This is a genomic window from Streptomyces sp. NPDC059003, from assembly GCF_042740445.1.
Taxonomy (GTDB): Bacteria; Actinomycetota; Actinomycetes; order Streptomycetales; family Streptomycetaceae; genus Streptomyces.
This window is the reverse complement of sequence record NZ_JBHYJH010000003.1, coordinates 1-19,361: the sequence shown is the minus strand read 5'-3', so window position 1 is coordinate 19,361 and position 19,361 is coordinate 1. Positions and strand designations below refer to the sequence as shown.

The window sequence follows — 19,361 nt, the reverse complement described above, 5'->3', positions numbered from 1 at the left end:
CCGCCCCGCCGCTCTCGCTCGAGCCCGCCTCCACCCGTCGCCCCGCCGAGTGGCAAGGTGGCTCCCGTGATGACGCCCGACGAACTGATGAGCGCCCTGTCCGGACTGCGGCGGGCGCAGATCGGGCGCCGCCGCGCTCCCCACAAGCCGCTGCTCGTGCTGTGGCTCCTGGGCCGGTTCGTGGAGAAGGGCAGTACCGCGGTCGCCTACGACGAGGCGGAGGAGCCCGTCAGCCGGCTGATCAACGACTTCGGTCCCGCCGTGACGAGCCGGACCAGGGCACGGGAGCGGGCCGCGATGCCGTTCGTGCACCTGGAGCGCGGCCTGTGGGATCTGCGGGACCGGGACGGACGGCCCATCGGCTCGGATGCCCCGGAGCGGGGCAGTGCGCTCCGGGCCGCGGGGGCCCATGGACGGCTGCACCGGGAGGTGGAGACGCTCCTCGCCGACCCGGGCACGCTGGCGGCGGCCGCCCGGCTCCTGCTCGAGCAGCACTTCACCCCGGCGTTGGAGGATCCCATCTGCGCCGCCGTCGGCCTGGATCTGGCCGGGATCGACGAGACCGCGTACGGGGCGGCGGAGCGGAAGCGGCGCAAGCGGCGGGCCGGGTTCGCCGAGGAGGTGCTGCACGCGTACGCGTATGCCTGTGCCTTCTGCGGCTTCGACGGCGCCCTCGGCCGCCATCCCGTGGGTCTTGAGGCGGCGCATGTGCGCTGGCACAGCCAGGACGGCCCGGACGAGGTGCACAACGGCCTCGCGCTGTGCTCCTTGCACCACGCGCTCTTCGACCTCGGGGCGCTGGGGCTGCTGCCCGATCTGCGGATCCAGGTGTCCCCGTTGTACGTGGCCCGCGGCCGGGCGGGGCAGGCCGTCGACGCCCTGCACGGGCAGCCGGTCACGGCGCCCCGGCCCGGCAGGCCCGCGGTGGACCCGCAGTTCGTCCTCTGGCACGGGCTCCAGGTCTTCAAGCGGCCCGGGGCGCAGACGGCGGCGTAGGGCGGTCGACGCGGGTCCGACTTACGGGTCATGGCACTGGGTTGACGCTGGTTGCTCCTGTTCGGTTTTCCTGGTCCAGGTGTGGGTTCTAGCGTGTTCCCGTGTCCACGCCCCCGCGACCGCCCCGGCCCCCGGCGCCGGGTCCGACGCCGCCCCACGCACCGCCTCCCCAGCCCAACCCCGACTTCGAGGCCGTGGTCGACGAGTTGCGCGTTCTGACGAGACCGCCCGCCGACCCCGGGACCGGCTCGTGATCACACTGCACGAGCTCTTCCGGCACGGCGGGGACCGGCCCGTGGCGGTGTCCGCCTTCGGCCGGCTGCACCCCAAGCCGGGCAGCGCCGCACCGGATGCGGCGCAGCCGGGTCCTGAGCCGGACTGGAAGCTGGCCGAGGCCCACTTCCGGCAGTCGCAGATCCTGCTGATGCAGCGGCCCAAGGCCCCTGCGGGCTCCCGGGCGAGCCATCGGGAGCGCCGCGCGGAGAACGCCGCCGTCGGCCTGCTCCTCGCCCTCGCCCCGGCCGCGGGCCATCACTGCCCGGTGTGCCGACTCCGCGAGCCGGACCCATGACGTCCGTACGCGGCACACAGCAGCCACGAAGGCGACGCCGCCCGGCACCTACCCGACCCATCTCTACTTTGGAGAGCGTGGTGGACGACACCGAGACCGGACGTCAGACCGAAGTCCTGCGCGGTCTGCTCTTTCTGGCGTGCCCCGACGCCCCGTCCGCCGCCCTGGACGCCACGGCCGACGCCATCGCCCGACGCTCCGCCGCACACCCGCTGCCCACGCAGTCCGTGCCCTCGGCCGCACAGCTCGCCTCGACGCGGCCGCCCGACGACGCCCCGCGCATGCTCGACGGCGCGCACCTGGCGTACGCGAAGCTCACCGCGGCCGACCTGGCCCACGCCCGGCTGCGCGGCGCCCGGCTGACCCGCGCCCGGCTCGCTCACGCGCTGCTCTCGTTCGCGGACCTGACCGGGGCGGAGCTGCAGGGCGCGGACCTCACCCACGCCGACCTCAGTCACGCCCGCCTGGTGGACGCCGACCTCGCCAAGGCGGATCTGGGCGGCGCGTTCCTGGAGAGCGCCTGCCTGACCGGTGCCGATCTCATCGAGGCGGGCCTGCGCAGCGCGGTCCTGACGGGGGCCCAGTTGCGCGGCGCCCGCCTCTCGCACGCCTGGCTCCTCGGCGCGGAGCTCGCGGGCGCCGACCTGACGAGCGCCTTCCTGGACGCCGCCTGGCTCAACGGCACAAACCTGCACGGCGCCGACCTGACCGGAGCGGTCCTGAGCCGGGCCCAGCTGAACGGGGCGATCCTCACCGACGCCGACCTGTCCGGCACCACCCTCCTGACGCTCGCGCCCGACATCCTCTGGAACCTCCAGACGCGCTGGCCCCCGGGCCTGCTGGCCGCGGCCCGCGCGCAGTCGGACGAGATCGGTCCGGGCCTCTACCGGGTCCGGGGCGGCACCACGCGGGGCCGCACCGACACACCAGCGCTCGCCTGAGCCGTTCTTGCCCCTCGCACCGGAGCGGCGTCGCCGCTGTCCGGAAAGCACGGGTGCGTTGGACCTGCGTCAGTACCATGTCCCGGTAGCCACGGACTGACGCACCGTTACCGGGCGTGGCGGGCTGGAGGACTGGTGGACGCGGGGGACACTCGGGCCGACGTCGTCGCGTCGGGGCAGGAGCGCGGCGAAGCGGCGCACCCGGCGGTTCAGTTGAGGGCCACCGGGATCGGTGGGGTGGCCGTCCTGCTGTGGGCGTCGCTTGCGCTGTTCACCACGATGACCGGGCACATCCCGCCGTTCCAGCTCACCGCGATGGCGTTCACGGTCGGCGGGATCATCGGGCTGCCCCGGGCCGTCCGCGGCGGCGCGGCGCTCGCCCGCGGGCTCCCCGGCGGCGCCTGGGCGCTCGGCATCGGCGGTCTGTTCGGCTACCACTTCTTCTACTTCCTGGCCCTGCGCAACGCCCCCGCGGTGGACGCCGGCCTCATCGCCTACCTGTGGCCGCTGCTGATCGTGGTGTTCTCGGCGCTGCTGCCCGGCGAGCGGCTGCGCTGGTGGCACACGGCGGGCGCGGTGCTCGGGCTCGGCGGCACCTTCGTCCTGGTCACCGGCGGTCAGGGGGTGCACCTGCGCGGTGCGTACCTGCTCGGGTACGTGGCGGCCGTCGTCTGCGCCCTCGTGTGGTCGGCGTACTCGGTGGCCAACCGCCGGTATCCGCAGGTCCCCACGGACATGGTCGCTTTCTTCTGCCTGGCCACGGCGGTGCTCGCGGCCGTGTGCCACCTGCTGTTCGAGGACACGGTCCGGCCCGACGGCTGGCAGTGGCTCGCCGTGCTCGCCCTGGGCCTCGGCCCGGTCGGCGGCGCCTTCTACGTCTGGGACCACGGCACCAAGCACGGCGACATCCGGCTCCTCGGCACCTTCTCGTACTTCGCGCCGCTCCTGTCCACCGCGCTGCTCGTCGCGACCGGGCGGGCCGACGCGAGCTGGCCCGTCGCCGTCGCCAGCGTACTGATCGCCGGCGGCGCCACGCTGGCATCGGCGGACGCCCTGCGCTCCGCGTACCGCCGCAGCTGAGCCGGGCCCGGCCCCCGCGCGAAGGGGCCGGGCCCGGCCGGATCAGGCGTCCACGGGCCAGGTGCCCCGGCGGACCATCTCCACCACCTTGTCGGCGCCGTTGGCACGCACGAGCAGTTCCAGACGTGCGCGCTCGATGTCCTCGGCGCTCCACTTGTCGGTGGCCATGGTCGCCTTCTCGTGCGACCAGCCGTTGTCGTAGTGGCGTACGACGTAGTCCTTCTGGAAGTCCCACATCTTCGTGCCCGGCAGCGGGGTGACGATGAAGGGGTTGGCGTACGCCATGCCGTGGCCCATGAGCGTGACCGCGTAGTCGATGGTCTTCTCGATCTGGTCCAACGACTCGATGTACGGCTCGTCCCCGGGCCGTTCGGGCGGGTTGACGAAGCCGAGCATGAAGCCGCCGGTGACCTGGATGCCGTACTCGGTGAACAGCTCCACGATCTCGCCGGTCGCCTGCTGGAAGGCGTTGAGGCGGGGCTTGCCGGACTCGACCAGGCTGTCCTCGTTGGCGCTCTCCACGGCGAGGTAGACGCTGTAGCAGCCGCCGTCGGCCATGGCCTTGGTCAGGTCCCGGCAGGTGAGTCCGGCCCGCATCGCCGCGAGGACGTTGCGGAAGTTGGGGTTGCGCCGCTCGGCCTCGTCCATGCCGTCCGCGAACGCGGCACCCAGGTGCAGCAGGACGAGGTTGAACAGGCTCAGGCCGCCCTCCTCGACCCACGGCAGGTCGTGCTTGCGCAAGAGCTTGAAGATCTCCATCGCGTACAGCGGGTCGTGCATCAGGTGGTCGTCCTCGATGAGGACTTCGGTCACGCCCTGCTTGCGGATCTCCGCGAGGTGCAGGTCGAACCAGTCGGTCCCGAGCGCCCGCCAGGGGCCGTTCACCATGGGGATGTAGCAGAAGTCGCAGCCGACGTTGCAGCCGATGGTCGAGAAGATCTGCGCCCAGGCTCCGTGGTCGCGCACCCGCTTGCCCGACGAGTGGTAGCCCTGCTCGTACTGGCCCATGTCCAGCATCCCGAAGTCGGGCAGCGGCATCATGCCGAGCCGCTGGTCGAGGCCTTGCCGCTTGGGCAGGATCCGCATGTACGGCGACATGGCGGTCGTTCTGACCACGGCCCCGTCGGCGCGCCGGTAGGCGATGCCGGGCACGGCGTCGATGTCGCCGCCCTCCTCGGTCAGGGCCCGCAGGAGAGCGGTGAAGGTCTGGTCCGCCTCGTTGATGACCACGTGGTCGAACGGGGAGTCCGGCACGGCGTACTGCCAGTCGCCGCTGGGGTGGGCGCCGCCGGTGACGGTCACGATCCCCGGGTCGATGTCCTTGACCAGGTCGGCGAGGGCGCGTGCGTTGCCCCACTGGACGGTGTAGATGCACTGGACGCCGACCACGTCCGGGGCGAACTCCTCGATGAGGGCGCGCAGTTGGGTGTCGTCGAGGCCGTAGCGGACCAGGCTGCTGCCGTTCCCGAGGTCGACGAGCGGGCGTTCCTGTTCCCAGCCCGCGAAGGGGGAGTCGACGATGCGGACGTCGAAGCCGGAGAGGCGGGCGTTCGCCGCGATGCGCAGCAGGCCGATCGGGGTGCCCGCCCGCTTCATGACCTCGAAGGTGTCGAGGCCGAGGGCCCGGAAGCTGCTCCGCTGCGGGGAGGGCTCCACGACCCGGGTGTACGAGGGCACGAGGAGCAGGACGCGGGGCGACTCGCCGCGGGCGCGGCGCCGGGTGCCGGACTGCGACGTACGCAGGGAGGGTGTGCCCAGGTGCCGCAGCGGTGGACGCTGCGGGGCACTGGAGAACTTGACGTCGGGTCTCTCGATGAGGACGGGCGAATGGGCAGCAGTTCGCGTCATGGGCGCTCCATCTGGCCGATTCGAACGGGGAATTCGTTCAGATCGTGACCGTCCTCACACAGTGAAGACAGCGTTCCGCGGTAGATGGCGCGAATCGGCACAAGCGGCCCTCTACATCTGGTTCGCGGCCCCGCGGGATCCACCGGCCCCGAGGTGTTCGGCGCCCAAAGAGGCGCGTCACCCCCGCACTTGGCGGGCGCACGGTCTTGTCCTGCCCGGTGGGATGCCCCAACAATGCGCATGACATAACCGAAGGACCTTCGGTCACAGAGTCATCAGAGGGGACCCCCACATGAAGAAGCCTCTCGTCGGTGCCGTCTTCACCGCGCTGCTCCTCGGCGCGACGGCGATACCCGCGGCCGCCGTGAGCAACGACGCGCCGACCTCCGACAAGCGGGCAGCGGCGGCGCAACCCGCCGCGGCGGCCCAGAAGTCCACGGCGAAGTCCGACGTCAAGACGAAGGCCGTGACCTTCGCGGGCACCGTTGCGCTCAGCAACTGCTCCGGCTCCGTCGTGCGCGTACCGAACTCGCAGCCCACCGACCCCGCACTCGTCCTGTCCAACGGCCACTGCCTGGAGACCGGCTTCCCCGGCCCCGGACAGGTCATCGTCGACCGGCCTTCGACCCGCAGCTTCACGCTTCTCAACGCGAGCGGCGGCAACGCGGGCACCGTGCGCGCCAGCAAGATCGCGTACGGCACGATGACCGACACCGACGTGTCGCTGTACCAACTCACCAGCACCTACCGCGACATCGAGAGCCGCTACGGCATCAAGGCCCTTGACCTGGACGCCGCCCACCCGCAGGCGGGCCGGGCCATCACGGTCGCGTCGGGCTACTGGAAGCGGATGTACAAGTGCAGCGTCGACGGCTTCGCGTACCGCCTGAAGGAGGGCCGCTGGACCTGGAAGGACTCGCTGCGCTATACCCAGCCCTGCCAGGTCATCGGCGGCACGTCCGGCTCGCCGGTGATCGACGACGCCACCGGCAAGGTCGTCGCCGTCAACAACACCATCAATGAGGACGGCCAGCGCTGCACGGACAACAACCCGTGCGAGGTCGACCAGAACGGCAACGTCACCGTGCGTCCGCACATCGGTTACGCCCAGCAGACCTACATCGTCGCCGCCTGCGTCGGCACTGGCAACAAGATCGACCTGAACCGGCCCGGCTGCACCCTGCCCAAGCCCGCCGCGGCGGCGAAGCCCCGCGTGCCCGCCGTGCGCTGACCCGTCCCGCTCCGCGTACCAACCATGCTCCTGTGCCGATGAGTTGAGATCCCGCACGCTGCCCGAGGTGCGGCGTCACATGTCTCCCTCAACGGCACAGGAGCTTTGCGGTCGAGGGCAACCGAGGCCCGGGACGGCCGAATTCGGTCGTCGGCGGCCGCCCATGGCTACCCATGGCCGCCCATGGCCGCACCCGAACGTTCTACAGTGCTGTAGATTCTTGGGTTCGAGGGCCGCGCGACCGCGCCTTCGTCGTCTCGGTTCGGGAGTGGAGCATGGGAGTTTCGCCGGGCAAGGCCCGCGCTGTCGGCCAGGGGCGGGCGTGACCGGTCAACCGCGCCTCCGTCCGGAGGACCGGGCCGACTTCGAGTGGGTCCTCGATCTGGCGCTGGACGTCACCGATATCCGCACCACCGTGACCCGCCCCCAGGCCCGGAACCAGGCCCCCCACGCCCTCGAAGCGTCCCGGCTCCGCGCCCAGGTCCTGGCCGACGCGGACCTGATCGCGGCCGCCGCGGCCGCCGAGTACGGGGCCTATGTGCGCGCCCGGGCCGCCGTGGAGCCCTCTTCCGGAACCGGAACCGGAATCGGAACCGCCTCCGCCACCGCGTCCAGCCGCACAGGCGCCGGGGCCGGAGCCGGGGCGCTCCTCCCTCTGCTCGGAGTGCTCGCGCCGGTCATCTCCGCCATCGCGGCCACCGTCTTCCTGGTGTTGGGGTACGGCATCCAGTTCGCCACGCCCGAGAGCCAGGTGGCCGCGACGCTGATCACCGCGGGGTGGGTCAGCGGCCTCATGGCGGCGATCACGACCTGCATCGGGCTCGGCGCGCTCCTGGTCACGGCGCTGCGCGTGCGCACCGGCCCGCCGGCCGCGCCCTGCCTGCCCGTGCACAACCCGGAGGCCGAACAGGCCCGCGCCACCTGGCACCAGGCGCTCCTGGAGCGCGGCCTGCTCCCCTACCTGCGCGAACAGCTGACGGCGAGCCCGCCCTACGCGGACTGACCCCCGTACGCCGCCGGGCCGTAGCGGGCGAGGAACATGTCCACTCCCCCGTCGATGAGCCGCCGCGTGAGGTCGGCGTCGAGCACGGTGCCGGACGAGCCGTAGGCGATGTGCGGCATCAGAACCAGGCCGGAGAGCTGGATCGCCGCCAACTGGACGTCGTCGACGGCGAGCTCACCGCGTTCGACGAGTTCGGTGAGCGCGGCGCGGACCACCTCGTGGAAGCGCTCGGGGCCCTGCTCGTGCCAGGTGCGGCCGAGCTCGGGGAGCTGGGACATCGAGCCCATGACGGCGTTGTGCAGCGCGAGCACCTGGGGCGTGGCGTGGCCCGCCACCCAGGCCTCGCAGATCGCCACGAGGTCGGCGCGCACGTCCGTCGAGGAGCCGAGGCGCTCCTCGATCAGCCGCGTCGACTCCGCGAGCGCGCCGTCGAGGATGTCGCCGACGATCGCCGTGAAGAGGGCTTCCTTGCTCGCGAAGTGGTTGTAGACGGTGACCTTCGAGACGTCGGCCTCGGCCGCGATGGTGTTCATGCCCACGCCGTAGCCCTCCCTCAGGAACGCCTCGGTCGCGGCCTTCAGGATCGCCTTGCGCTTGGCCGCCGCGCGGTCACCTGAGGGGATCCGCTTGGGGGTCCGTTCACTGGCGCGCACTGTCGTCGTCTCCTCCCGTTGCCGTGGACCGCAGTCTACCGGGGACTGAACCAGTCCGATCAGTACACATGAACTGAACCGTTGAGTACATCTAGACTGTACTGTATGGTTCAGTTCAGTTCAGTTCGCGGCGCCGGACACGGGCCGCCGCACGAGAGGAGGACAGCGCCATGACCGTCGACACAGCCACCCGCACCATCGGCACGGACACCCGCGCGACGAGCCACCGGGCCGTGACACCGAGGCGTGCGCTCACCGGGTTCGCGCTGCTGGGAGCCGTGCAGGCGATGCTCAACACGTCCGTCACGGTCACGTCCGCGGCGGGGCCCGACATCGCCGCCGACCTCGGCCTGGGCAGTTCGGGGCTCGTCTGGTCGAGCGCCGCGTACACGCTCGCCTTCAGCGGTCTGCTGCTCCTCGGCGGCCGGATCGCCGACCGGTACGGGCGCCGCACCGCCTTCCGCGGCGGCACGGCGCTCTTCGCGGCGGCGTCCCTCATGGCGGCGCTCGCGCCGGGCGGCGCGTGGCTGATCATGGCGCGGCTCCTCCAGGGCGCGGGGGCGGCCGCGGCCGCCCCGGCGGCGATGGCGCTCGTCGCGGCCGTCTTCCCCGACGAGCACAAGCGCAGGCGAGCGCTCGCCGTCTGGGGCGGGCTCTCCGGAATCGGCGCCGCGGTGGGCATCCAACTCGGCGGTGCCACGGCGACGTTGGCGTCGTGGCGCTGGGCCTTCGCCGCGCTCGCCGTGGCCGGCTTCGCGGTCGCGGCCCTCGGCGGGCGCCGGCTGCCGACCGGGCCGGCCCCGGCGCGCGGGCGCGTCGACGTCCTGGGTGCGGGCCTCGTCACCAGTGGTGTGGCGCTGCTCAGTTACGGCCTCGTGGCCGTCGGCGCCCACGGCTGGCTGTCGTCCGCCGTGCTGCTTCCGCTGGCCGCGGGCGTGCTCCTGCTCGGCGCGTTCGGTGCCGTCGAGGCGCGCGTCGCCGCGCCGCTGATGCCACCGGCCTTCCTCGCCACGAAGCGGCGTGTCGCGGCCCTCGCGACCGGCATGCTGGCCCCCGCCGCCGGGTCAACGGCCGCGTTCCTGATGTCCCTGTACTTCCAGCGCGTCCTCGGCTGGTCCGCGCTGCGCTCCTCGCTGGGCTTCGTGCCGTACACGCTCGTCCTGGTCGGGGTCAGCGCCGTCAGCGTGCTCGTCGTCGCCCGCCTCGGTGCCTGGCCGACGGCCGTGCTCGGCCTCGGCGGGATGGCCGCCGCCTTCGCGGTGTTCTCCTCGCTCAGCCCCGGTTCGTCGTACGTCGGAGCCCCGCTCGTGGGCATGCTCCTGCTGCCCCTCGGGATCGGCCTGACCGCGTCGTCGGCGGTGGTCGCGGCGACGCGCGGTGTGCCGGACGCGCAGGCCGCGCTCGCCGGTGGCGCGTTCAACACCACGATGCTCCTCGGCCCGACGGTCGGCATGGCCCTGTTCACGTCGCTCGCCGACGCCCACACCGGCGGCGGCTCACCCCAGCAGGCGGCGACCGACGGCTACGCCTTCGCCTTCAGGGCCGCCGCGGCGCTCTTCGCCCTCGCCGCCCTGTCCATCGCCGGGCTCCGCGCCCGCCGTGCCACCACCGCGCGGTCCACCCGAATCTGAACGACCGCGCTCTACTGAGCCCCATGGCCCCCTCCCCCATCCATCAAGGAGTTCACCACTATGACCGCCACCACTTGGGTCGCAGGCTTCCGTTCCGCCGTGCTCAGCCCCCACGAGACCGTCCGCATCAACACCTCGCGCGGCTTCCGCGACCAGACGCTGCGCCAGCTCCTGCACCTCGACGGCGGCGGCGCGGCCGTGCGGGTGCTGCTCAGCAACGAGTACGGCAAGGAGCCACTGGTGATCGGCGCCGCGCGGGTCGCGGTCGGAGCCGGGTCCGGCAGCCCCGCGGAGGGCGCCGCCGGGACCGCCGTGCTCCCGGCGACCGACCACGTGCTGCGCTTCGACGGCGCGACCGAGGTGACCGTCCCGGTCGGCGCGGTGGTCCGCAGCGATCCGGTCGACCTGGCGGTGCTCGCAGGCACCGACCTCGTCGTGAGCCTGTATCTGCCGGAGGACACCGGTCTCGCGACGTTCTCCCAGACGGCGTCGCAGTACGCCTACGTGGTGTCCGGCGACCACGTCGCGGCGACCGCGCTCGACGGCGCCGAGGCCGTGGACGCACGCTTCTACGTCACCGGCGTCGACGTCCTCGCCCCCGAAGGCACCGCGATCGCCGTCGCGTTCGGCGACTCCTGGATCGAGGGCACCGGCACCACGACCGGCGCCAACCAGCGCTTCCCCAACCAGCTCAACCGGCGGCTCGACCGGGGCTGGGTCGTCAACCAGGGCATCGGCGGCAACCGGCTCCTCACCGACGAGGTCGGCCCGCACGGGCTCGCCCGGCTGCACCGCGACGTCCTCTCCGTGCCCGGAGTCACGCACGTGCTGCTGCACTTCGGCCTCAACGACCTCGGCCTGCCCGGCACGTACGGCGAGCCGCCCGCCACGGCCGACGACCTGATAGCGGGCCTCATCGCGCTCGCGGGCAGGACCCGGGCCGCGGGCCTCACCTCGATCGGCATGACCATGGGCCCGTACGCGGGCACGATCTACCCCGGCGTCGACACCCCCGAGGGCCGGTCCGTCCGCCGCGAGGTCAACGACTGGATCCGCACCGCGGCGGCCTTCGACGCCGTCGTCGACGTCGCGGCGGCCGTGCGGGACCCGGACGCGCCCGACTCCATCCGGGCCGACCTCGACAGCGGCGACCACCTCCACCTCAACGACGCGGGTGTCCGCGCCATGGCGGACGCCGTCGACCTGTCCCACCTGCGGCTGTGACGACGTACGCCGTGGCGGGCCGGTGCGTGTCGGCGCACCGGCCCCACCGGCGCGCCCCCCACGGGCCGGATCGCGCCCCTACACTGGTCGCGTCAACGCCTCACGCTCGCAGAGGAGATGGCCATGGTCTGGACCGCGCCATCGCCTCATCTGCGTCTGACGGTCTCCCGCGCCGCCGACCGCACCGTCCTGCATGTCGCCGGCGAGCTCCAGACCGCGTCGGTACCGGCCCTGGCCCACGCCCTGAGCCGGATCGAAGGGCGCGGACACCGGGTCGAGCTCGATCTGGGCCGCGTCACCTTCTGCTCACTGGCCGGGGCGGAGCTCCTCGTCCAGGCCCATCACAGGGCGGCCGCCGCCGGGCGCAGCGTCACCGTGCACCGCGCGCACAGCGCCGTCCTGCACACCCTGCGCCTGTGCCGCGAACCCGCCGGGCTCCTCTCCCGACCGCACGGCCCGGCCCACGACGGGGAGCCCTCGCACGCGCACGAGCTGCTGCGCGACGCGCTCTCCCTCGCCCTGCGCCTCACCGACGCCCCGATGGGCAACGCCCAGCTCTGCGACCCCGACGCGGGCGTGCTGCGCATCGTGGCCCAACAGGGCTTCCACCGGCCGTTCCTGAGCTATTTCGAGACGGTCGAGGACCGGGAGTCCGCCTGCGGCATCGCCGCCCAGGAGCAGCGCGGGGTCTTCGTCGAGGAGGTCCGGTCCTCCCCCGTCTTCCTGGGCACGCCCGCGCAGGACGTCCTCGAGGAGGCGAACGTCGCCGCGGTGGCCTCGCTGCCGGTCGCCGCCCCCGACGGCACGCTGGTCGGCGTGATCTCCGTGCACCTGCCCCGCCCCGCGCACTGGACCGCCGAGCAGCGGCGCACCCTTGAGTCCCTCGCCCGCGCCACCGGCAGCACGTGGCACTCCTCCCTGCACCAGGCCACCAGCGGCCTGCCTCCGACCCGTGTGCCACGTGTGCGCTAGCCGAGGGATCAGCCGCCGGCTCGGCTGCGGCACTCGTCGAGGGTCATCAGGCTGGGCTGCGCCGGGTCGAAGGGGGCGAGGCAGACGGCCGTGTTCTGGTTGAGGGTGACGGTGCAGGGCGTGCCCGCGCTGTCGGTGGCGGTGTCGCAGCCCACCCAGTTCACGGGGAAGCTGCCGTCCGGGACGGTGGTGCTGAGGGTGACGCGGGTCCCGCGGGGGAACGGCTGATGGCAGACGGCGTTGCAGCTCAGGCCCGCCGGTGAGCTCGTCACGGTGAGGCTGCTGTCCACCACCCAGACGTTCAGCGTGGTGGTGGTGCCGAAGGGTGCCTTGTTCTGTTGCTGCTTCTGGACGGCGTCGTACGCGAACAGGCCGCCGACGACGAGTGCGCTGACGACCGCCACGGACAGCACGGCGAGGAAGGCGTTGCCGATCTCGCCGAGGACGCGGTGGAGCCGGGTCCGGGTGCGCTGCTTGATGTCCTTGTCGACCTTCTCCGTGACGACGGGAGTGACCAGGACGGGGACGAGCGCGGGGGCCAGCGGCTTGAGCAGCCGGTCGCGCTGGGTGTTGCAGGTGGTGCAGTTGTCGCAGCGCAGACAGGTGTTGAGGTGGCGCAGGATGCGCTGGCGCAGTTTCGGGGTGAAGTTGTCGCCGCGCCAGGCGGCCTGGTCGAGGATGCGGGCCAGCTTGGGACAGTGGCGGCGGCCTTCCTTGGCCAGGACGAGCGCGCCGAACCCCTGGTAGGCGAGGGTGATGATCTCGCCGGTCCGGCGGCTGGCCTCTTCGGGTTTGGTGTGCAGAACGGTGCCGAGCTGTTTGCCGACCATGCCTTGGCGTACGGCGTAGCGGAAGAGCTGCTGCTGTTTGGTGGTGAAGGTCGCGACCACGGCGTCGAGGAGCCGGTCGACCTCGACCTGCCGGGCCCTGCTGGCCTTCAGGTAGGCGTCGGCCTCGTCCTCCTCGTCCTCGGCCTCCGGCAGCGGTTCCTGTCGGGCCCGGCGCTTCCACTCCTTGCGGCACTGGTTGCGGGCGATGCCCAGCAACCAGCCGCGCAGCTTGTCCGGTTCCTTGAGCGTCGCGAGGTCGGTGAAGGCGTCGGTGAAGGTCTGTGCCGCGGCGTCGGCGGCCGCGTGCGGATCCTGCAGCAGGCCGCCGCAGTAGGCCAGGACGCCCCGGTGGTGCCGGGCGAAGACGGCGGCGAAGGCCGCTTTGCGGTCGGCCATGGCTTCGGCGTGCAAGGCGTCCTCGACCAGCTCCCGGTCGGGCCGGTCCTCCCAGTGCCGGTCGCCGGTCGCGCTCCCGGTCATGGCCGCGCCCCCTGCCCGGCCTGTCCTGCCCACCCTGCCTGCCCGGACGGGCGCCGACGACGTGCAGAAGGACGTGCGTAAAGCCGTGCGTAAAGACGTGCGCAGAGACGTGCGCAGAGACGTGCGTAAAGAATCTTCAAGAAACATCGCGACTCGGGGGGAGATTTCCCGGTCCCGTTCCCCGCCCCTCCACACGGCCTCTGGCCCGAGGAGGGAACAGATGATGGACATCGCATCGAGGAACCGGGAACACACCGGTCGCGCCGCCGTCCCAGAGGGGCGGTACGTGTGATGGCCCGCGGCAGCAGGAACCGTCTGGCGGGCATGATCGGTGGGAGCGCCGCGGGCACCCCCTTCGCCGTCGCGGCTGCCGCCCATGGCACGACCGGCCTCCTCGTGGGCGCCGTCGTCGTGGTGGCCACCACGACGGTCGGGGCCGACGGCCTGTTCTGGCCCATGGCGCTGATGCTGCTCAACCGCCACCAGCGCTGGGCGTGGCGCGAGACCCGGTCGGTGAAGGACACACTGCGCCTGGACGCTCCCGCACGGCGGACGCTGGAGCAGACGGTGCGTGCCCGCGCGGGGATCGCCGAGGACAACACGCCTCGGACGCGCCGTCGTCCGCGTCGTACGCCACCGGGAACGTAGGCGTCCCCGGTCCAGCGGCCACGAGGGCCGCTGGACCGCCGGGAGGCGGTGCGGGCCTCGCAGACAGTGCTCACCCTCGTGTTGTAGGGCCTCCGCACGCTGCGGCGATTGCCTTCAGTGACAGAGCCCTGATGTTTACGACGAACGCGGTGCCGCGTGCGCGATGGAAGACGTAGCCGTGAGACGGCAGTGACGTTCACGCGGCGCGCCGGCGCCGCCGGGCGTAGGCGACCGTGACGACGACGAGCAACGGCCCCCACAGCAGAAGGGGAACGTAGCAGGCGTTCATGATCCAGGCGGCAACTCCCTGCGGGGCCTCGGAGCCACCCACGGAGGCGGGCAGGCCGCCCCAGAACATCGGCAGCGTCACCGCGGTCACCGCGAGTGCCCCCAGCGTCGCCGGAACGACCGCCGCCCCTACCGGAATCCGCCTGCCGCGCAGGATCGGTATCCAGCTCGGCACCCTCTCGCCCCACGGCCTGACCAGGCCGATCGTCAGCAAGGCGAGCCCTTCGGTGACGAGGGTCAGCAGGGTGATGTAGGAGGAGGTCTCCCAGCCGGGCCGCCAGTCCTTCGCCAATTGCCCGCTGAAGCCGACGGGGATTCCTACGGCCATGGCCATCCGCCACAGGCCCGACGGCAGGACGGCCAACGGCACGGCACGTGCGGTCCGGTCCAACCAGCGCGGCACGGGAAGGCGCACGGCATCCGTAGGGCCGGCAGTGCGATGGGGGCCGACGGCGGCACTGGTCGTGGGCGTGTGCTCAAGGGTCACGGTCGTCTCCTGAACGGCGTGGGCATCACCTCGAGACTCGAGGAAGGCTCCCCGGCTCACATCCCTCCGCAAGATCATCGTGGTCGGCCGCCGGAGTGAGCCGGGGTCCGCCTTGAGGTGGAGGCCCGGACACGTGTGCCCCGTCGGTTCAGGACCGGTTGTCCGGGCGGTGCCTTCCGGCCCGTGCCAGTGCGGCTTCCGCCTGGGTGGCCAGGGTGGTGACGAGGTCGGCCGCCGGTGGCAGGTCGGTGATGAGGTCGACGGCTTCGCCCGCCCAGACGGGCAGGGGCGGGATCGCCCCGCGGGCCACGTCGTCCTGGTAGTCCCGCCGGGCCCGGGGGTCGGCGGCCAACTCGGCTTCCCGGTCGCGCCAGCGGTCGACATAGGGGTGGCTGAGCGCACGGGCGGTGTACTTCTCCGTCGCCCAGCCCGCACCGCGGGCGATGTCCAGGACTCCGTTGCGCTCGGTGTCCTGCCCGCGCCCCTCGACGATCGCCTTGCTGATCGACGGGTCGACGAGGGCCTCGGCGGTGGCCTGGAAGCGGGTGCCGATGAGCGCTCCGGCTGCTCCCAGGGCCAGCGCCGCGGCCACCCCGCGGCCATCGGCGATGCCTCCGGCCGCAAGGACCGGCACCGGCGCCGCCAGATCCACCACCAGCGGTACGAACGGCAGGGTGGACCGCCCGTGCCGGGCGCCGTGGCCGCCGCTCTCGGTCCCCTGCGCCACGATGATGTCGGCGCCCGCGTCCACGGCCCGCCGGGCCTCGTCCAGATCCGTGACCTGGACGATCAGGAGTGCGTCCGACCGGCGGATGCGCTCGGCGAACGGGCCCGGGTCGCCGAAGGACAGCATCACCGCCGCAGGCCGGTACGCCAGCGCCCGCTCCACCGCACGGGCATCGATTCCCCAGGTCAGAAACCCGACCCCCCACGGCTTTCGGGTGGCGTCCGCGACGATCGCCAGCTCGGGCTCCAGCCATGCGCGCTCCCCGTACCCACCGCCCACCAGCCCGAGGCCGCCCGCCTGGGAGACGGCCGCGGCCAGCGCGCCCCCGGCCGAACCGCCCATCGGCGCCAGCACGATCGGGTGCCGCACGCCCACCAGCTCCGTCAACTCCGTCGACAACGCCATGACTTCATCATCGCGCCCGTGTCGAACGGCGCAGCCCGGGCGAGGAATCCCCTTTCAGGGAGCGCCCGTTCGGATCACTCGGCGGGGAGCTTGTGGACGGCGGTGTCGTCGGGGTGCAGCCGTCGCCCGTCGGCGGACAGCACTTCCAGCGCGCGCAGGCGCTGTCCCTCTCTGCGGTCGACCAGCTCCGAGTGCGGTTCGCCGGGGGCGAAGAAGTTCTGTTCGCCCCACTGCCGCAGCGCCACGATGACGGGGAAGAGCGCCTTGCCCTTCGGGGTCAGGACGTACTCGCGGTAGGCGCTGCCGTCCGAGGCGGGGACGGATTCGAGGACCCCTCCGGCGACCAAGGTGCGCAGCCGCGCCGTGAGGATGTTCTTCGCCACGCCGAGGCTGCGCTGGAACTCCCCGAAGCGCCGGCTTCCGTCGAAGGCGTCCCGCACGATCAGCAGGGACCACCAGTCGCCGATCGCGTCCACCGACCGGGCGACGGGGCATTCGCTGTCGTCGAAGCGCGTCCTGGTCACCATGGCGTCCCTCGCTCTCTCCCGCACTCTCCATGCTGGTTGCAACATGCTACCAACACGGGCTACCGTCGCCGACGTAATTGGTAGCAACTTGAAACCAGATTGCGAAGGAGCGAGCCCATGCCCGGAAACGGTGAGGCTGTGACGCGACGGACCGAAGATGGCGGCACGCAGACCCGGAGCGAGGAAAGTCCCGCGTTCGTCCTGTCCCGTGGCGTGGTCCTCCTGTTCGCCGTCGCCTGCGGGGCCGCGGTGGCCAACGTCTACTTCTCCCAGCCGCTCCTGGTGACCATGGGCCACGACCTCTCCATGAGCCCGGCTCTCGTCGGCAGCGTGGTCACCCTGACGCATGTCGGATACGGCCTCGGGCTCTTCTTCCTGGTGCCGCTGGGCGACATGGTCGACCGCAGGCGGCTCATCGTGGCCCAGTTGGCGCTCCTGGTGGTGGCCCTTGCCGTGGTGGCCGCCGCCCACACGGCGGCGCTCCTGCTCGTGGGCATGGCCGCGACGGGGCTGCTCGCGGTCGTCACGCAGACCCTGGTGGCCTTCGCGGCGTCACTGGCGCCCGCCGCCGGGCGCGGGCGGGTCGTGGGCCTGGTCACCAGCGGCGTGGTCATCGGGATCCTGCTCGCCCGCACCGCGTCCGGCCTCATCGCCGACCTCGCGGGCTGGCGCTCCGTCTACCTCGCCTCGGCGTCGCTCACCGCGCTGCTCTCCCTGGTCCTGTACCGCGTACTGCCGCGCCACAGTGCCGCTCCGTCGGCCGGCCTGCGCTACGGAGAGCTCCTGCGCTCCACGGTCACGCTGTTCGCGCGGGAACGGCTGCTGCGGCTCCGGGCGCTGTTCTGCCTGCTGATCTTCGCGTCCTTCAGCACGCTGTGGAGCAGCGTCGCGCTGCCGCTCAGCGAGGCCCCGTACCACCTGTCGCACACCGCGATCGGGGCGCTGGGTCTGATCGGTGTCGTCGGCGCCCTGGCCGCGACCGTGGCGGGCCGCCTGAACGACCGCGGTCTTTCCGGTCGGACCACCGGCATAGCGCTGGCGCTGCTCGCCGCCTCGTGGCTGCCCCTGGCCTTCACCCGCAGCTCGCTCTGGGCTCTGGCTGTGGGGGTGATCCTTCTCGATCTCGCCGTACAGGCGGTCCACGTCACCAACCAGACCCTGATCTACGCACTGCACCCGGACGCGGGCAGCCGGCTGATCGGCGGATACATGGTCTTCTACTCGATCGGCAGCGCCACCGGCGCCATCGCCGCGACCTCCCTCTACACGGCGGCCGGCTGGGGCGCCGTCTGCGCACTGGGCGCCGGGTTCAGCTGCCTCGGGCTCGTGCTGTGGGCGTGCACTCGGCACGTCGCCCCGGATCCCGCCGCCGACCCTCACCCCACCGCCGAGGTGACCGCTCGCAGCGAGGCCTGAGCCCCGCGGCCCCGTACACGGCCTCAGGCCTGAGGCCTCACGCGTCAGGCCTCAGGCCTCACGCCTCAGGGCGGCGGCCCCACGCGGAGATCATCGGCGCGGTGGCCACGTCGAGTCCGCCCGCGGCGAGGTTGGCCAGGTGGCGGTCGATCTCCTCGTCCGTGGCCAGGCCCGCGGCGACGAGCTTGTCGCGGACCTGGCGGACGGTGGCCTCCTCAAGGACGGTGGCCGCGGGTGAGGCGACCGGGAAGTAGGCGTCGGCCTCGACGTCGACGAGTCCGGCCTCGCGCAGCAGCCGCGGCAGCTTGCGCCCGTACGCCAGGTCCGCGCCGCGCTGCCGCATCAGCTCGCGGAAGCCGCGGCGCAGCCTGTTGGCCAGCTCCTGCTCGGGCCCGTACTCGTCGGGGCAGATCAGCGGCAGCAACGCCGGGTCGCCGTCCTCGACGACCAGCCGGCCGCCGGGGCGGAGCGCCGCGGCCATGGACCGCAGGGCCTTGTCGCGGTCGGCGACGTGCACCAGCACGAGCCGGGCGTGGATCAGGTCGAACGGCCCGCCGGCCGGGGGCGCTTCGGCCGCCACGTCGTGCCGCAGCGTCTCGAAGCCCGTCGCCTCCCGCATCCAGGAGGTGTCGATGTCGGTGGCCACCACGTGCCCGGTCGGGCCGACGCGCTCGGCGAGCCAGGCCGGGACGGTGGGCCCGCCGGCGCCGACCTCCCAGCAGCGCCACCCCTCGCCGACCCCGACCCTCTCGAAGTGCCGGAACGTCGACGGGTCGAAGAGCGCGGACAGCGCGGTGAACCGCTCCCCCGCCTCGGCCTGCCGATTGTCCAGGAGATAGCCCGTGTTGGAGGTGTTCTGCGCATCCCGTGACATGCCTCGATCATGGCACGCGGGCCGTGCGGGACGGAGGGCGGTGCGGATGGCGGGACGGATGGCGGGACGAACGGCGGTGCAGATGACGGTGCAGCCAGGGCGCCGTCGCGAACACGAACAGGCCGAAGGCGAGCAGGGCGACGACATCGGCCGCGCCCGTGCCGAGGCCGCTGTGCCGCACCCCGTACACCGCGTACAGGTTGGACGCCAGGTCCGCGAGCATCGTCAGGCAGGTGAGATAGAGGCCACCGCGGCGGGCCTTGAGGAGCAGGGCGCCGGAGAGCGAGTCGAAGAGGATCAGCGAGTTCCAGAAGGCGTTGAGCCACAGCGGCGCCCAGGCGCGGGAACGGAAGCCCCACAGCACGAGCTCGACGACGTGCACGCACGCGCCGTACAGCATGACCGCGCCGATGACGACGACCACGGCGCGGGGGGCGGGAGGCAGGGCGCGCAGTCCGTGCGACGAGCGCGGCCGGACCGACGGCTGCGGAACGCGCCGGGCGCGGCGGCGCGCCGGGGGCTGTTCCCC

19 protein-coding genes are annotated in these 19,361 nt (G+C 72.6%); 11 read left to right on the top strand and 8 right to left on the bottom strand.

Annotated features, from left to right (window positions below; translation table 11 throughout):
* Positions 1-69: 69 nt before the first annotated feature.
* From ACFWZ5_RS02385 to ACFWZ5_RS02370, 4 genes are all read left to right on the top strand, one after another.
* A complete protein-coding gene (locus tag ACFWZ5_RS02385; RefSeq protein WP_384794054.1) occupies positions 70-996 on the top strand; it encodes a phosphorothioated DNA-binding restriction endonuclease in 927 nt (308 codons plus the stop codon).
* A 250-nt stretch (positions 997-1,246) separates the two neighbouring features.
* The gene (locus ACFWZ5_RS02380) at positions 1,247-1,567 is read left to right on the top strand and encodes a hypothetical protein (RefSeq protein WP_384794051.1); all 321 of its coding nucleotides are present in this window, start codon (positions 1,247-1,249) and stop codon (positions 1,565-1,567) included.
* A 77-nt stretch (positions 1,568-1,644) separates the two neighbouring features.
* Positions 1,645-2,508, top strand: a complete 864-nt coding sequence (locus ACFWZ5_RS02375) for a pentapeptide repeat-containing protein (protein ID WP_384794049.1) — start codon at positions 1,645-1,647, stop codon at positions 2,506-2,508.
* A 135-nt stretch (positions 2,509-2,643) separates the two neighbouring features.
* A complete protein-coding gene (locus tag ACFWZ5_RS02370; protein ID WP_384794046.1) occupies positions 2,644-3,588 on the top strand; it encodes a DMT family transporter in 945 nt (314 codons plus the stop codon).
* Positions 3,589-3,630: 42 nt separating this feature from the next.
* Here ACFWZ5_RS02370 and ACFWZ5_RS02365 read toward each other — a convergent pair whose 3' ends face one another.
* Positions 3,631-5,436, bottom strand: coding sequence for a B12-binding domain-containing radical SAM protein (locus ACFWZ5_RS02365; RefSeq protein ID WP_384794043.1), 1,806 nt, complete (start codon positions 5,434-5,436; stop codon positions 3,631-3,633).
* A gap of 292 nt (positions 5,437-5,728) precedes the next feature.
* Here ACFWZ5_RS02365 and ACFWZ5_RS02360 point away from each other — a divergent pair, with 292 nt between their 5' ends.
* Positions 5,729-6,667: a serine protease gene (locus tag ACFWZ5_RS02360; RefSeq protein ID WP_384794040.1), complete on the top strand. Its 939-nt coding sequence runs from the start codon at positions 5,729-5,731 to the stop codon at positions 6,665-6,667.
* 322 nt (positions 6,668-6,989) lie between these two features.
* Positions 6,990-7,670 (top strand): hypothetical protein, encoded by a 681-nt coding sequence (locus tag ACFWZ5_RS02355; protein ID WP_384794037.1) that lies wholly within the window; start codon positions 6,990-6,992, stop codon positions 7,668-7,670.
* Here ACFWZ5_RS02355 and ACFWZ5_RS02350 read toward each other — a convergent pair.
* Positions 7,658-8,323 carry a TetR/AcrR family transcriptional regulator gene (locus ACFWZ5_RS02350; protein ID WP_384794034.1) on the bottom strand — a complete coding sequence of 222 codons (666 nt, stop codon included), beginning with the start codon at positions 8,321-8,323 and terminating at the stop codon, positions 7,658-7,660. The two genes, ACFWZ5_RS02355 and ACFWZ5_RS02350, sit on opposite strands and share 13 nt — an antisense overlap.
* Before the next feature lie 170 nt (positions 8,324-8,493).
* On the opposite strand from ACFWZ5_RS02350, the gene ACFWZ5_RS02345 reads away from it, so the two are divergent.
* From ACFWZ5_RS02345 to ACFWZ5_RS02335, 3 genes are all read left to right on the top strand, one after another.
* Positions 8,494-9,954 (top strand): MFS transporter, encoded by a 1,461-nt coding sequence (locus ACFWZ5_RS02345; RefSeq protein WP_384794031.1) that lies wholly within the window; start codon positions 8,494-8,496, stop codon positions 9,952-9,954.
* Between the two features lie 60 nt (positions 9,955-10,014).
* Entirely contained in the window at positions 10,015-11,178 is a 1,164-nt protein-coding gene (locus ACFWZ5_RS02340; RefSeq protein WP_384794028.1) for a GDSL-type esterase/lipase family protein, read from the top strand.
* Between the two features lie 123 nt (positions 11,179-11,301).
* Positions 11,302-12,150 (top strand): GAF domain-containing protein, encoded by an 849-nt coding sequence (locus tag ACFWZ5_RS02335; protein ID WP_384794025.1) that lies wholly within the window; start codon positions 11,302-11,304, stop codon positions 12,148-12,150.
* A gap of 8 nt (positions 12,151-12,158) precedes the next feature.
* On the opposite strand, the gene ACFWZ5_RS02330 is transcribed toward ACFWZ5_RS02335, so the two are convergent.
* Positions 12,159-13,460: an RNA polymerase sigma factor gene (locus ACFWZ5_RS02330; RefSeq protein ID WP_384794022.1), complete on the bottom strand. Its 1,302-nt coding sequence runs from the start codon at positions 13,458-13,460 to the stop codon at positions 12,159-12,161.
* A gap of 324 nt (positions 13,461-13,784) precedes the next feature.
* Here ACFWZ5_RS02330 and ACFWZ5_RS02325 point away from each other — a divergent pair, with 324 nt between their 5' ends.
* Positions 13,785-14,108: a hypothetical protein gene (locus ACFWZ5_RS02325; protein ID WP_384794019.1), complete on the top strand. Its 324-nt coding sequence runs from the start codon at positions 13,785-13,787 to the stop codon at positions 14,106-14,108.
* Positions 14,109-14,304: 196 nt separating this feature from the next.
* On the opposite strand, the gene ACFWZ5_RS02320 is transcribed toward ACFWZ5_RS02325, so the two are convergent.
* From ACFWZ5_RS02320 to ACFWZ5_RS02310, 3 genes are all read right to left on the bottom strand, one after another.
* Positions 14,305-14,883: a hypothetical protein gene (locus ACFWZ5_RS02320; protein ID WP_384794016.1), complete on the bottom strand. Its 579-nt coding sequence runs from the start codon at positions 14,881-14,883 to the stop codon at positions 14,305-14,307.
* Positions 14,884-15,031: 148 nt separating this feature from the next.
* Positions 15,032-16,015, bottom strand: coding sequence for an NAD(P)H-dependent flavin oxidoreductase (locus ACFWZ5_RS02315; RefSeq protein WP_384794013.1), 984 nt, complete (start codon positions 16,013-16,015; stop codon positions 15,032-15,034).
* A 74-nt stretch (positions 16,016-16,089) separates the two neighbouring features.
* On the bottom strand, positions 16,090-16,542 hold the full coding sequence (locus ACFWZ5_RS02310; protein ID WP_384794010.1) for a winged helix-turn-helix transcriptional regulator: 453 nt from the start codon (positions 16,540-16,542) through the stop codon (positions 16,090-16,092).
* 117 nt (positions 16,543-16,659) lie between these two features.
* Between ACFWZ5_RS02310 and ACFWZ5_RS02305 the strand changes: the two genes are divergently transcribed.
* A complete protein-coding gene (locus tag ACFWZ5_RS02305) occupies positions 16,660-17,958 on the top strand; it encodes an MFS transporter (RefSeq protein ID WP_384794007.1) in 1,299 nt (432 codons plus the stop codon).
* A 58-nt stretch (positions 17,959-18,016) separates the two neighbouring features.
* On the opposite strand, the gene ACFWZ5_RS02300 is transcribed toward ACFWZ5_RS02305, so the two are convergent.
* Positions 18,017-18,832, bottom strand: a complete 816-nt coding sequence (locus ACFWZ5_RS02300; RefSeq protein WP_384794004.1) for a methyltransferase domain-containing protein — start codon at positions 18,830-18,832, stop codon at positions 18,017-18,019.
* Positions 18,833-18,839: 7 nt separating this feature from the next.
* The coding region (locus ACFWZ5_RS02295) for a hypothetical protein (protein WP_384890097.1) at positions 18,840-19,361 on the bottom strand (522 nt) is incomplete at its 5' end.